This window comes from Rhizobiaceae bacterium, from assembly GCA_023953845.1.
Taxonomy (GTDB): domain Bacteria; phylum Pseudomonadota; class Alphaproteobacteria; order Rhizobiales; family Rhizobiaceae; genus Arvimicrobium.
Genome location: JAMLJC010000001.1, coordinates 1,548,803 through 1,562,845 on the forward strand (window position 1 = coordinate 1,548,803; position 14,043 = coordinate 1,562,845).

Here is a 14,043-nt window from a genome sequence, read left to right on the forward strand (position 1 = left end):
ATCGGTCAGCCCTCCCTTCCGTCGACGTGATCGCTGCCGGTCAGGCCGCGCGACACGATCAGCACGACGAGGAACAGCGCGGTCGTGGCGAAGCCGATGACGATCGCGGTGAGCACCAGCGCCTGCGGCAGGGGATCGGTGTAGGCTCCGACGTCGACCGGGTTCGACCCGTCGACCACGGGCGACGCGTTCACCCGCAGGCGGCCCATGCTGAAGATGAAGATGTTGACGGCATAGGAGAGCAGCGCCAGTCCGATCACGAACTGGTAGGTGCGCGGGCGCAGGATGAGCCAGACGCCCGACGCCGTGAGGATGCCGATGGCGGCGGCGATCACGAGTTCCATCAGCCGCGCCCTCCGTCCTGCTCGGCGCGCGAGGCGCGCGACCGGATGCGCAGTGACTGGTGGGCGATGGCGATCAGCATCAGCACCGTCGCGCCGACCACCAGACTGAACACGCCGAGGTCGAAGAGCAGGGCCGAGGCGGTCGGCATCTTCCCGATGACGGGAATCTGCGTGTACTGGAAATAGGAGGTCAGGAAGGGGTAGCCGAAGATGAAGGAGCCGGTACCCGTCAGCGCCGCAACCACCAGCCCGACCGCGATCCAGCGCACCGGCAGGATGCGCAGACGTTCCTCCACCCAGCGCGTGCCGCCGGCAAGATATTGCAGCAGGAAGCCGATCGCCATGGTCACGCCGGCCGCGAAGCCGCCGCCCGGCAGGTCGTGGCCGCGAATGAAGAGATAGGCCGCCAGCACCACGATGACCGGGAACATCCAGCGCATGACGACCGACGGCACGAGCAGGTAGTCCTTGAGCGTCTCGCCCACCTCGCGGTCCTGGCGAACGTTGTCGAATGCGTCCTGCTCCTGCTGCTGGTAGGGAAGCTGGGCGCTGTCCTCCGCCGGCCGGAAGCGTCGCAGCAGGGCGAAGACCGTCAGCGCCACGATGGCGAGGACCACGATCTCGCCCATCGTGTCGAAGCCGCGGAAATCGACGAGGATAACGTTGACGACATTGGTGCCGCCGCCCTCGGAATAGGCCCGTTCCAGATAGAAGTCGCCGACCGACGGCGCGCGCGGCGTCAGCATCATGAAATAGGACAGCACGGCAACGCCGATGCCGCTGAAGACGGAGAGCGCGAAATCGCGATGCCGGCGCAGGCGCTTGGAATGGGCGGAGTCGTCCTCCGGGATCTGCTGGCGCTTGGGCAGCCAGCGCAGGCCGAGCAGGATGAGCACGGTGGTGACGATCTCGACGAGGAGCTGCGTCACCGCGAGATCGGGCGCCGAGAGCCAGACGAAGGAGATGCAGCTGGCAAGGCCCGCGCCGCTCATCAGGATCAGCGCGGCGAGGCGATGGTATTTCGCCTGATAGGCCGCCGCCACGGCGCAGACGGCGCCGATCGCCCACAGCACGCCGAGCACGGGGTCGAGCCCGTGCACGCTGAGCGACGGGATGGCATGGCCCATTCCCCACATCGCCCAGATTCCGGCCAGCACCGCCGCCGCGACGAGAAGGCGCATCTGCGGCTGCAGGCGCCGCGTGGCGAGGACGCCCTCGAGCATCCTCGCCCAGCGCCAGCTCACCGTGATCAGCACCCGTTCGAAGATGCGCTGGCCCTTGAAGTTGCGGAAGAAGGGCGGGCCCTCCTCGCAATCGCGCAGATAGCCGCGCAGCAGCCAGTAGAGGCCGAGGCCCGCCACCATGGCGATGACGCTCATCAGCAGCGGGATGTTTAAGCCGTGCCACACCGAAAGGCTGTATTGCGGCGTCCGCTCGCCGAGGACCGCGATCACGCCGGCATTGAGGAAGGGGCCGATGCTCAGTGCCGGGATGGTGCCGACCACCACGCACAGGATGACCAGCAGCTCGATCGGACGGCGCATCAGGGCGGGGGGTTCGTGCGGCTCCTTGGGCAGGTCCGTCGGCCTGGGGCCGAAGAACACGGTGTGGATGAAGCGCACCGAATAGGCGACGGCGAAGGCGCCGGCGACGGTCGCGACATAGGGCGCGATCCGGTCGAGCAGCGAGCGCTGGTGCTCCTCGATCGCCTCGGCGAAGAACATCTCCTTGGAGAGGAAACCGTTGAGCAGCGGCACGCCGGCCATGGCCGCGCTCGCCACCATGGCGAGCGTCGCGGTGAACGGCATCGCCCTGAACAGGCCGGAGAGCCGCCGCATGTCGCGCGTGCCCGCCTCGTGGTCGATGATGCCGGCGGCCATGAACAGAGACGCCTTGAAGGTCGCGTGGTTCACCATGTGGAAGATCGCCGCGACCGCGGCGAGCGGACTGCCGAACGAGAGAAGCGACGTGATCAGGCCGAGATGGCTGATGGTCGAATAGGCGAGCAGGCCTTTCAGGTCCTGCTGGAAGATGGCGAAATAGGCGCCGAGAAGGAGTGTCGTCAGGCCGGCCAGTCCGACCAGCGTGAACCACTCAGGCGTGCCGGAGAGCACCGGCCAGAAGCGCGTCAACAGGAAGACGCCGGCCTTCACCATCGTCGCGGAATGGAGATAGGCCGAGACTGGCGTCGGCGCCGCCATGGCGTTGGGCAGCCAGAAATGGAACGGGAACTGGGCGCTCTTGGTCAGCGCGCCGGCGAGGATGAGCAGCAGCGTCGGCACATAGAGCGGATGCGAGCGGATGGCGGCGCCGGCCGCCAGCACGGCGTCTAGATCGTAGCTGCCCGCCATCTGTCCCATCAGCACCATGCCGAGCAGCAGGCAGAGGCCGCCCGTCCCGGTGATGGTCAGCGCCATGCGCGCGCCGTCGCGGGCGGCCTGGTTGTGGTGCCAGTAGCCGATCAGCAGGAAGGAGAAGATGCTGGTGAGTTCCCAGAATATGGCGAGCAGGATCAGGTTGCCCGACACGACCAGCCCCTGCATGGCGCCCATGAAGGCGAGCAGCAGCGCGTAGAAACGCGCGACGGGGTCCTTCGGCGACATGTAGTAGCGGGCATAGACGACCACGAGCAGGCCGATGCCGGTGATCAGGATCGAGAACAGCCAGGCGAAGCCGTCGAGCCTCAGCGTGATGGAGAGGCCGAGCGCCGGCACCCACTCGATCGTGTGGCGGATGACGCCCCCATGGGAGATCATGGGATAGGCGGAGATGGCGATCGCCAGCCCGCCGGTGGCGGTGGTGCCGGCGAGCCAGGCTTCCGCGTTGCGCGCGTTGGGGGACAGCATCGCCGCAAACAGCGCGCCGACGAAAGGCAGCGCGACCATCAGCGCCAGCAGGCCGCTATGCCACATGGCGGGCCTCCGGCGCGCGTGCCGCCGACGATGGCGGAGATGTTCGGCGTTTCAGGACCGATCGCAGCGTCGCGTCGTCCGGCAGAAGGCTGCGTGCCGCCCATTGCAACGCGCCCGGCACCAAAGGATCGAGGCCGGGTGTCTGCGAGTCATGGCGGCATGAATTGCCTGATCCGGTGTCCGCTGCCTGCAATGCGATGCTCGTTGCCTTTTCTGTGGGTAAATGAAGCGATCATCCGCTCGTATGCATCAAAGCCCGGCTTGTCCAGTTGCGAACGGCGGCCGGGGATCAAATGCGTGTTTCGGGGAAGGGAAACAGAACTGTTTCCATCCGCGCGCGAAAGGCACTAGGGTGCGCGCGCTCAACGAAAGGCATTTTTGGAAATGGCAGCACTCGCCCCCGTCCTCGACGCGCTGGACAAGAATCTCGACCAAAGCCTCGCGCGGCTGTTCGAGCTCGTGCGCATCAAGTCGATCTCCACCGATCCCGCGTTCAAGGACGAATGCCGCAAGGCCGCCGAGTGGCTCGTGGCCGATCTGAAGAGCATCGGTTTCGACGCCAGCGTTCGCGATACGCCCGGGCATCCGATGGTGGTGGCGCATCACGACGGTCCGGCCGGTTCGCCGCATGTGCTGTTCTATGGCCACTACGACGTGCAGCCGGTCGATCCGCTGGAGCTCTGGCACGACGATCCGTTCGCACCGGCGATCAAGACCGGCGAGACGGGCCGCAAGATCATCACGGGCCGCGGCACGGCCGACGACAAGGGCCAGCTGATGACCTTCGTCGAGGCCTGCCGGGCCTACAAGGAGGTGCATGGCACTCTGCCGTGCCGCATCTCCATCCTGTTCGAGGGCGAGGAAGAATCAGGCTCGCCGTCGCTGAAACCATTCCTCGACGCCAATGCCGAAGAACTGAAGGCGGATTTCGCCATGGTCTGCGACACCGGCATGTGGGACGCCGAGACCCCGGCCATCTGCGTCGGCCTGCGCGGGCTCGTCGGACAGGAGATCACCATCCACGCCGCCAACCGCGATCTGCATTCCGGCGAGTTCGGCGGTGCGGCCGCCAATCCGATCCGCATCCTCGCCAGGGTATTGGCCGACATCCATGACGAAAACGGCCGCGTGACCATTCCGGGCTTCTACGATGGCGTCGAGGAGACCCCGTCGCAGATCCTGAAGTCCTGGGAGGGCCTCGGCGAGACGGCGGAAAGCTTCCTCGGGCCGATCGGCCTCTCCATCCCCGCGGGGGAAAAGGGCCGTTCGGTTCTGGAGCTGGTCTGGGCGCGTCCGACGGCGGAGTTCAACGGCATCTCCGGCGGCTATGAGGGCAAGGGCTTCAAGACCGTCATCGCCGCGAAGGCATCTGCGAAAGTCTCCTTCCGCCTCGTCCACAAGCAGGACCCGGAGAAGATCGATCGGGCTTTCCAGGAATTCGTCAGGGCGCGCATCCCTGCCGACTGTTCCGTCGAGTTCCATCCGCATGGCGGCTCGCCGGCCATCCAGCTTTCCTACGACTCGCCCTTTCTGGTGAAGGCGAAGTCTGCCCTGACCGACGAATGGGGCAAGGATGCGCTGACGCTCGCCATGGGCGGCTCGATACCGATCGTGGGCGATTTCCAGAAGTTTCTCGGCATGGAATCGCTGATGATCGGCTTCGGCCTTTCAGACGACCGCATCCATTCGCCCAACGAGAAATACGAACTGTCGTCCTTCCACAAGGGCCAGCGCTCCTGGGCCCGCGTCCTCGACGCGCTGACCAGGTGAGGAAGCCCGCCGTGACCATCCGCGCCCACAGGCACGACCTGCCGGACCTGTCGCATTACGACGTCGAGGCGATCGCCATCGACACCGAGACGCTCGGCCTCAACCCGCATCGCGACCGGCTCTGCGTCGTGCAGATCTCGCCCGGCGACGGCTCCGCCGACGTCATCCAGATCGCGCCCGGTCAGAGGCAAGCGCCGAACCTCGTGTCGCTGCTCGCCAATCCGGCGGTCACGAAGATCTTCCATTTCGGTCGTTTCGACCTTGCGGTTCTTTATCATGCGTTCGGCGTCATGCCGGAGCCGGTGTTCTGCACCAAGATCGCCTCGCGTCTGGTGCGCACCTACACGGACCGCCACGGGCTGAAGGATCTGACGCAGGAGATGCTCGGCATCTCGCTGTCCAAGGCGCAGCAATCGTCGGACTGGGCGGCGGAAACCCTGTCGCCCGAGCAGCTCGAATACGCCGCTTCCGACGTGCTCCATCTTCACCGGCTGCGCGACGCCCTGCAGAAGCGGCTTATTCGCGACGGACGTGTTGACGAAGCGGCGGCGTGCTTCAGATTCCTCCCGACGCGCGCGAAGCTGGACCTCATGGGCTGGGACGAGGAAGACATCTTCGCCCATAGCTGAGGCGGCAGACGCCGACACGAAGGGAGAAGACCATGCCGAATCCCATCTCGACCGCTCCGACCGACGGCCGCAAGGTGATAGTGCAATGGCGCGATCGCGACGGAGTGGAGAATACCGGATGGGCGCAGTACCTGTCAGGCAGCGGCGATCCGCAAGGCGCCGGCTGGTGGACCTATGTCGATTCCGACACGATGAAGCGGGTCCAGCCGCATAGCTGGTCGGATCAGGCCGAGGAGGAAGGGGACGAATAGCGTCCGACGCCGGGCCGGCCGTTGAGCATTTGTCAACCATCCTCGTTTACCATACCGGCAGGTATGGAGAGTGTGATGTTCGAGTTGCTGGTTGTCGTGTCCATGGCCGCGTCCGCTTACGGCATTTCCATCTGGCTCGGCCATCCGCAATAGACGCCGGCCCATCGACCGCGGGCTTTGCACGGCGGATACAATCCCTGGTTGCGTCCTGGGCTGATCTGACTGGTTCCTTCACGTAGACAAGCGTCCTGCGACGCCTATAGTCGCCGCGGCCGTTTCGACGGCATGACGGGAACCGACAATGATCATCTTCATCCACGTCGAGCGAACGGCGGGATCGAGCATACACTCCTGGTTCGCGCCCGGCGAAGTTCCGATCCTGGAAGGCCGGTATTTCGTTATCAGCGCCTTCATGCCGGATGTGATGAAGGCCGCCGCCCTTGCGCCGCGGCCGTCCTATCTGGCAGGCCATTTCGCGCTGACCGATCTTGAAGAATGCGGGATCACGCCCGCCGACATCCGTCTTCTGTTCTCGATGACCCGGGACCCGGTGGAACGCGCGGCATCCCTATACGCCCTCATGCGGCGCAGTCCGGACTGGCTGCCGCATATCGCGCCCTTCGTCGGCGACCGGGACATGGCCTACTTCTACGATTTCTGCCGCGAGCGGGGGTTCTATTTCCCGAACGACCAGTGCCGGCGGATTTCCGGGACGCCGTCCTTCGAGGCCGCGAAGGAAGCCATCCGGAGCCGGTATACGTTCGTCGGCAGCTCGGACAGGACGGATCTTGCGGCGGCCGCGCTGCGGTCGCGTCTCGCCGGAACCCTGCCCGGCTTCTGCGCCGCGCCCGTCAGGATCAACGACGCGTCCCGGCAGGAGATGCCCGCCCGGCTCGCCGACAGGATCGCGGAAGACAACAGCGAGGACGGTCTGCTTCATCGATTCGTCATCGACCGTGGCGGGATCGTGTTCGGCGCCGGCTCCGGGGCGGCGGCATGACGGAATGATGAGCCGCGTCATGCTCGCCGCGCTCCGCGATTGATCTTTGGCCGTGCGCCGTGCATTCGGTATCGGCATGGCAAAGCATCGCAACAACAAGCTTGACGCTCTTCGCGGCATCGCGGCGCTGATCGTCGTCGCTCATCACGTACTCCATCTGTGCGCTCCCGAACTGGTCGAGGTCGCCCTCAGGCAGCCGCTCCGGGAAACCGCCACCGCCGACTGGCCGGGGCGCCTGCTGGCCTCGGCCGTGAACGGCGGGATCGCCGTCAACATCTTCTTCGTCCTGAGCGGCGCGGTGCTGATGGATTCCCTGCGGCGGGAAGGGCGTATCGACGCAAGCGCGGCGTTCCGTTTCACGGGGCGGCGCATATTCCGCATCTTTCCGGCGCTGGTTCTGGTCATCGTCGTCTATGCGCTGCTCAGCCATCTCCATGTGCCGTCCGGCGTGGGATGGCCCTTCAGCCTCAAGGAAGTCGTCGGGAACGCCTCGTTGATGAACAACGGCGTGATCGGCGTCACCTGGACGCTGCAGACGGAAATGCTGATGGTGCCGATCCTGCTCGCGATCGCCTGGCTGCGCTCGATCTTCGGTACGATCGTTCTGGTGGCGTTCGTGAGCTGGGCCCAGTTCTGCTTCTACTACGGCCCGCCCTTCGGAGGATACCTGCTCAACGTCGCGCTGACGGCCTTCGCGCTCGGCGCCTTGATACCCACCGACATGGTGGCGGAAGCATGCCGGAAAATGCCCGCCAAAAGCCTCTGGTTTCTGATGGCGGGCCTTGTCGCGGCGCGCTTCTACTGGTCGATCGACAGCGGGCCGGCGCTGCTCGCGACGATCGTCATCTCGACCATCATCGTCGCCCTCCTCTATCACGACGCCCGCGCCGACCATCCGTTCGAGCGTCAGGGTTTCCGGTTGCTCGGGCGGGTCAGCTACAGCGTCTATCTGGTGCACGTCATCGTGGTCTACTGGCCGTTCTCGTTCTATGCGGATTTTGTGGGCGCGGATCGCATCGCGGCCCACCCCTTTCTTTTCGCCGCGCTCTATTGCGTCTATGCGATTCCAGTGACGGTCGCCCTTTCCATCGCCTCCGAGCGCCATGTCGAGCGGCCTTTCATCCATCTCGGCGCACGGCTCTTCCCCACGGCGGGGCGGATGGCGAGGGCCGCGCCGCAGCCTCAGCCCGCTCAATAGGCTGCGGAATCCACGAGAGTCGAAGATTCCTCAATCTTTTCAATACGGTCGGAATCCCCGCTCTTAACCCGCCCTTAAACCGCCGCATCTAGTCTGCAGCCACGCGCGGGACAGCGCGGGGACGACCACGAGCGACATGGCCAAGCGATCCAGCAATCGGCGCATCGAGCCGACCTTCGACGCGCCGTCGCGCGATGCGCTCGCGGAGGAGTTCTCGGTGAGCGAGGAGGACCGCGCCGTGGTGGCACGCCGCAGCAGCCCGAAACGCAGCAAGGCTCCCGCCCGGTCGGGGAAATCCGCGCGTTCGGCGCGGCGCCGTCGCTCGGGCGGCTGGATGCGCGGCTTCGGTCGCCTGTTCTACTGGGCCTTCGTGCTGGCGATCTGGGGCGGCATCGGCGGTGCGGGCGTCGTCGCCTACTATGGCGCGCAGATGCCGAGCGCGACCACCTGGGCCATCCCGGACCGCTCGCCCAACATCCGCATCGTCTCCGTCGACGGCGCGCTGATGGCCAATCGCGGCATGACAGGCGGCGAGGCAGTCGGCCTGCACGAGATGTCGCCCTACATTCCCGAAGCGGTGATGGCGATCGAGGACCGCCGCTTCTACTCGCATTTCGGCATCGATCCGCTCGGGCTTGCGCGTGCGCTGTTCGAGAACGTGACCACCGGCCGTTTCTCGCAAGGCGGCTCGACGCTGACTCAGCAACTGGCGAAGAACCTTTTCCTGAAGCCGGACCGGACGCTGGAACGCAAGGTGCAGGAGGTGCTGCTGGCGCTCTGGCTGGAGCAGAAGCACACCAAGGACCAGATCCTCGAAATGTATCTGAACCGGGTCTATTTCGGCTCGGGCGCCTATGGCGTCGAGGCGGCGTCGCGCCGCTATTTCGGCAAGTCGGCGCGCGAGGTGACGCTGGCCGAGGCGGCGATGCTGGCCGGGCTGCTCAAGGCGCCGTCGCGGCTTTCGCCGGCCCGCGACCCCAAGGCCGCCGACCAGCGCGCCCAGCTCGTGCTCGCCGCCATGCGCGACGAGGGCATGATCGGCGACAAGGAGCTCGCACGGCGATGAACACGCCGGCGACGCGCGCGCCCGCCTACTGGACCGGCTCCGAGAACTACGTCGCCGACCGGGTGATGGAGGAGGTGCCGCAGCTGATCGGCGAAGTCCGCACCGACATCATCGTCGACACCACCGTGGATCTCACCCTCCAGAAGATCGCAGAGAAATCGATCCGCCGGCTGGTGGACGAACAGGGTCTGAAACTCAATGTCAGCCAGGGCGCGCTCGTCTCCATCGACAATTCCGGCGCGGTGCGCGCCATGGTGGGCGGCACCGATTACGCGACAAGCCAGTTCGACCGAGCCTCGGAAGCCCGGCGCCAGCCGGGCTCAGCCTTCAAGCCCTTCGTCTTCCTCGCCGCCATCGAGCAGGGCCGCACGCCGGACAGCGTGCGCAACGACGCCCCGGTGAGGATCGGCAAGTGGACGCCGGAGAATTACAACGGCAAGTATTACGGCAAGGTCACGTTGACGACGGCGCTGGCGAAATCGCTGAACTCCGTTGCGGCCCAGCTCGCCATGGAGGTCGGGCCGGGCGCGGTGGTCGAGGCGGCGCACCGCATGGGCATCGAATCGGACCTGCAGGCCAACACGTCGCTCGCGCTCGGCACATCGGAGGTCACGCCGCTCGAGCTGACGGCGGCCTATGTGCCCTTCGCCAATGGCGGCTACCGGCCCGACGTGCATTTCATCCGCCGCATCGCCACCGCGAAGGGCGAGGTTCTCTATCAGCATCCGAAGGGCGGCGTGCCGCGCGTGCTGCGTCCGGAGGTCGTCGGCATGATGAACGCCATGATGACGGAAACCCTCGCCGCCGGCACGGCGCGCAAGGCCGCCTTCGCCTGGCCGGCGGCCGGCAAGACCGGAACCAGCCAGAATTCGCGGGACGCCTGGTTCGTCGGCTACACCGCGAACCTGACGACAGGCGTCTGGTTCGGCAATGACGACGGCAAGCCGATGAAGAACGTCACGGGCGGCGCGCTTCCCGCCATCGCCTGGCACGAATTCATGGTGGCGGCGCATGAGGGCGTTCCGGTGGCGCGGCTGCCGGGCGGCTGGGGCGGCGGCGCCACACCCGTTCCGGCCGTTGCGGTCGGTGACGACGGCGTCACTGCGCCGCGCCCGAAGAATGCGGTTTCCGGTACGCCTACTCTCCGCGACGACGATGTCGGCGAGACCGCCTCGATCAGGCGGCCCTCCGTCGGCGTCGGTCAGTCGGGAAACAGCGACGCCTCGATTCTCGACATCATTCTCGGCAAGAAGCAGTAGCACCTGACGGAGCCCCGCCTGCGGCAAAGCTGACAGGCGCGCTCTGCATTTCGTCTCGCCAGCCGTCGTCCGCTCGGTAGAGCCTTTCAGGGCTGGCTGGAAACGGTTCTGTTTCCTCGATGGCGAGATGATCCGCGAGGAGGGCGGCGCGCGTCGTACCGGTGGTACGGCCAAGTCCGCCCGACAAAGCGGGCATCCGCCAGCGGGAAACCCTTCGGGCCGGGTCAATTCGACCCAAATCCTGCGGCGACCGTGTCGGCCGTACCACCTGTACGACCATCGACGCTCACCTTGACCTTGTGTCGAATTGCCCGCGGCAGAACCATTCCATCCAGCCCTGAAAGGCTCTAGAAGGCTGGCAGGAGACCGAATGATGGCCGAGCCGGAAATCAGGAAGACGATCGTTTTGACCGGCGCCAGCCGCGGCATCGGGCATGCGACGGTCAAGCGCTTCTCGCGCGAGGGCTGGCGGGTGATCACCTGCTCGCGTCAGGCCTTTGCCGAGAACTGCCCGTGGCCGGCCGGCCCGGAGGACCACATCAAGGTGGACCTTTCCGATCCCGAGGACGTCGGCGGCGCCGTTGCCGAGATTCGTCATCGGCTGGAGGAGAATGGCGGGCATCTCCACGCGCTGGTCAACAATGCCGCCATCTCGCCAAAGCTGGAGGGCGGCGGCCGCATGAACTCCATCGAGACGCCGATGCATGTCTGGCGCGACGTGTTCCAGGTGAATTTTTTCGCGCCCATCATGCTGGCGCGCGGCCTTTTCAAGGAACTGGCGGCGGCGCAGGGCTCCATCGTCAACGTCACCTCGATCGTCGGCAGCCGCGTGCATCCTTTCGCCGGCACGGCCTATGCCACGTCCAAGGCGGCGCTTGCCTCGCTGACGCGTGAGATGGCGGGGGATTTCGGGCCGCATGGCATCCGGGTCAACGCCATCGCGCCGGGCGAGATCGACACGGCGATCCTGTCGCCCGGCACGGAGAAGATTGTCGAGACGATCCCGCTCCGGCGTCTCGGCAAGACGTCGGAAGTCGCCGACACGATCTACTTTCTGTGCTCGACGCAGTCGAGCTACGTGACCGGCGCCGAAATCCACATCAATGGCGGCCAGCACGTCTGACCGCCGCCGCTGACCGCCTCTGCGCTCATGCCGCGGTGAGGATTTTTTCGATCTCCGACACGGGGTGATGGGTCAGCGTCTTGGGAAGCTCGCCCACCACCTTCTGCTCCACTTCCTTGTGCAGCTTCTTGCGCATCTCGCCGAGAACCAGCGGAGGAGCGACGAGCACCACGCCGTCCAGATCGCCGCGATGCGCCATCTTGTACAGCCTTTCGGCGATATTGTCGGCGAAGCGCTCCTTCGCCACGCGTTGCACGTCGGTCTCCTCCATGGCGCTCTTGTGGGGAGATGGTCCGTTGTTGAACCGTCCTCGCTGATCGGTGTCATCGTCCAGCTCGTCGAGGCTGGTGTCGCGCATCTCCTTCACGACGCTGAGGTTGGGATAGCTTGCGTCGCCTTCGTTGCGGAAGAACAGGGCCTTCTCGCCGTCGGCGACCACGACCCACATACCGTGCTTCAATCTCAGACCGTTCATACGGCTCTCCTTCCTTGTTGTTGACCGGAATGCGCTCAGTGCGATTGCGGGATGAACGCCGACGCCGAGAGGGAGGTTCCGGGGGCGCATTTTCTCACGGTATGGCGAGCTGAATCCGTCGGCTGGAATTGCATTTCGCTTCAGAAGCCGATGCGGGAAAAACCATCTCAACGCCTTTCCAACGGCGCGAGCCCATTTCTTCTGAAGGCGGCGGGTTGCGCCTAAAAAGCCCGTTCAAGCTTGGGCGTATCGTGATCATGGCTTTCCCCGACACAAAGCTGAACGCGTTTCCGGTCTTCTTCCGGGTCGAGCGGTCGCTCGTCGTCATAGTCGGCGGCGGCGACGAGGCCCTGGCGAAGGCTCGTTTGCTGGGCCAGTCGAGCGCCCGCATCCGCATCGTCGCCGAGCATCCGGAAGCGGCTCTTGCCGACTGGGCGTCGTCCGGCGGCGGCGAGCTCGTCCGCGCGCCCTACGCGGCTTCGGCGCTTCGCGGCGCCTGCCTCGTCTTCGCCGCGACGGGCGACGAAGGCATCGATCGCGCCGTCTCTGACGACGCCCGCGCCCTCGGCATTCCGGTCAATGCCGTCGACCGGCCGGAATTGTGCGATTTCTTCACGCCGGCCATCGTCAACCGCGCGCCCGTCTGCGTGGCGATCGGCACGGAGGGCGCGGGGCCGGTGCTCGCCCAGATGATCCGGGGCAAGATCGACCAGCTTCTGTCGCCCTCGCTCGGACGGCTGGCGACGCTCGCGGCGGCGTTCCGCGCCACGGCCGAGCGCCTGCTTCCCAAGGGCAGCCAGCGCCGCAAGTTCTGGAACGATTTCTTCGAGGGTGCGCCCGCGCGCGCCATGGAAATCGGACATATCGAGGAAGCGCGGGAAGCTGCCGCCGAGCTGCTCCTGCGCCGGACCGCCGTCGAGGGCCATGTCGCGCTGGTCGGCGCCGGACCGGGCGCGGAGGATCTGCTGACGCTCAGGGCGCAGCGCCTGCTGATGCAGGCCGACGTGATCCTGTATGACGCGCTGGTTCCCGAGGCGGTCGTCGCCATGGGCCGGCGCGATGCCGAACGCTTGCCTGTCGGCAAGCGAAAAGGCTGCCATTCCAAAAGCCAGGGCGAGATCAACGGGCTGCTGGTTTCCCTCGGTCGGGAAGGCAAGCGTGTCGTCCGCCTGAAGTCGGGCGATCCGCTGGTGTTCGGCCGGGCCGGCGAGGAGATGCAGGCGTTGCGCGACGCGGGCGTCTCCTACGAGGTGGTGCCCGGCGTCACCTCCGCTTTCGCCGCGGCCGCCGATTTCGAGTTGCCGCTGACTCTGCGCGGCGTCACCTCCTCCATGGTCTTCACCACCGGCCACGACCTCAAGGGCGGCGCGCTCCCCGACTGGGCGAAGCTCGCTATCTCGGGCGCGACGGTCGCCGTCTATATGGGCCGCTCGGTCGCGGCCGACGTTGCTGCGCGGCTGATCGAGGCCGGGCTGTCGCCGGACACGGCCGTCGCCGTGGTCGAGAACGCCAGCCTGCCGTCCAGCCGCAGGATGCACGGGACGCTGACCGACCTGCCGTCGCTGTCGGCCCGGGAGGATCTCGACGGCCCGGTCATGACCATCATCGGCGATGCCGTCGCGGGGGCCAATTTCGCGCATTCCGAGCCGCTCTCCGCCCTCGCTGCCGCTTCGACGGCCCGCACCGTCGAGGTCCGCGCATGAAGATTCTCACCGCCAACCGCCTGAGCGACGGCGAGGCCGTCTGGTACGCCGAGGACGGCCGCTGGTCGGAGACGATCGCGGGGTCGGCATTGGCCGACGACAAGGAGGCCGAAGCGCGGCTCGAGGCCATCGGCAAGGCCGCCTACGAGAACAACGAGGTGGTCGACGTCAACCTGATCGATGTCGAGCTGACCGATGACGAGATAGTGCCCAACCGACTGCGCGAGCGCATCCGCGCGGCAGGCCCCACCAACCGTACCGACCTAGGCAAGCAGGCCGAGCCCGGTTTCCACCAGGCGCGCTGAACCCCGGA

The 14,043-nt window shown here is 66.2% G+C and carries 11 protein-coding genes and 1 pseudogene; 9 read left to right on the plus strand and 3 right to left on the minus strand.

Annotation, left to right across the window (positions count from 1 at the left end; translation table 11 throughout):
• Positions 1 to 5 precede the first annotated feature (5 nt).
• Together M9955_07730 and M9955_07735 are read right to left on the minus strand one after the other, a co-directional pair.
• On the minus strand, positions 6 to 344 hold the full coding sequence (locus M9955_07730) for a Na+/H+ antiporter subunit C (GenBank protein ID MCO5081536.1): 339 nt from the start codon (positions 342 to 344) through the stop codon (positions 6 to 8).
• Positions 344 to 3,256 (minus strand): monovalent cation/H+ antiporter subunit A, encoded by a 2,913-nt coding sequence (locus tag M9955_07735; GenBank protein ID MCO5081537.1) that lies wholly within the window; start codon positions 3,254 to 3,256, stop codon positions 344 to 346. Before M9955_07735 ends, M9955_07730 begins: the two co-directional genes overlap by 1 nt.
• 384 nt (positions 3,257 to 3,640) lie before the next feature.
• Between M9955_07735 and M9955_07740 the strand changes: the two genes are divergently transcribed.
• The 7 genes and pseudogenes from M9955_07740 to M9955_07770 all read left to right on the plus strand — a co-directional run bounded on the left by M9955_07740 (position 3,641) and on the right by M9955_07770 (position 11,552).
• A complete protein-coding gene (locus M9955_07740) occupies positions 3,641 to 5,026 on the plus strand; it encodes a M20/M25/M40 family metallo-hydrolase (protein ID MCO5081538.1) in 1,386 nt (461 codons plus the stop codon).
• A gap of 11 nt (positions 5,027 to 5,037) precedes the next feature.
• Entirely contained in the window at positions 5,038 to 5,655 is a 618-nt protein-coding gene (locus tag M9955_07745) for a ribonuclease D (GenBank protein ID MCO5081539.1), read from the plus strand.
• A 32-nt stretch (positions 5,656 to 5,687) separates the two neighbouring features.
• Positions 5,688 to 5,906: a hypothetical protein gene (locus M9955_07750; protein MCO5081540.1), complete on the plus strand. Its 219-nt coding sequence runs from the start codon at positions 5,688 to 5,690 to the stop codon at positions 5,904 to 5,906.
• A 301-nt stretch (positions 5,907 to 6,207) separates the two neighbouring features.
• A complete protein-coding gene (locus M9955_07755; protein ID MCO5081541.1) occupies positions 6,208 to 6,906 on the plus strand; it encodes a hypothetical protein in 699 nt (232 codons plus the stop codon).
• A 76-nt stretch (positions 6,907 to 6,982) separates the two neighbouring features.
• Positions 6,983 to 8,104, plus strand: coding sequence for an acyltransferase (locus M9955_07760; protein ID MCO5081542.1), 1,122 nt, complete (start codon positions 6,983 to 6,985; stop codon positions 8,102 to 8,104).
• Positions 8,105 to 8,240: 136 nt separating this feature from the next.
• Positions 8,241 to 10,429: pseudogene (locus tag M9955_07765) on the plus strand (penicillin-binding protein).
• Between the two features lie 373 nt (positions 10,430 to 10,802).
• On the plus strand, positions 10,803 to 11,552 hold the full coding sequence (locus M9955_07770) for an SDR family oxidoreductase (protein ID MCO5081543.1): 750 nt from the start codon (positions 10,803 to 10,805) through the stop codon (positions 11,550 to 11,552).
• 25 nt (positions 11,553 to 11,577) lie between these two features.
• Here the strand turns inward: M9955_07770 and M9955_07775 are convergent, their stop codons facing one another.
• Positions 11,578 to 12,027, minus strand: coding sequence for a host attachment family protein (locus M9955_07775; GenBank protein ID MCO5081544.1), 450 nt, complete (start codon positions 12,025 to 12,027; stop codon positions 11,578 to 11,580).
• Between the two features lie 257 nt (positions 12,028 to 12,284).
• Between M9955_07775 and cysG the strand changes: the two genes are divergently transcribed.
• The gene (gene cysG, locus M9955_07780) at positions 12,285 to 13,730 is read left to right on the plus strand and encodes a siroheme synthase CysG (protein MCO5081545.1); all 1,446 of its coding nucleotides are present in this window, start codon (positions 12,285 to 12,287) and stop codon (positions 13,728 to 13,730) included.
• The gene (locus tag M9955_07785) at positions 13,727 to 14,035 is read left to right on the plus strand and encodes a DUF2849 domain-containing protein (protein MCO5081546.1); all 309 of its coding nucleotides are present in this window, start codon (positions 13,727 to 13,729) and stop codon (positions 14,033 to 14,035) included. The genes cysG and M9955_07785 overlap by 4 nt, the downstream gene beginning before the upstream one ends.
• The last annotated feature ends 8 nt before the right edge of the window (positions 14,036 to 14,043 follow it).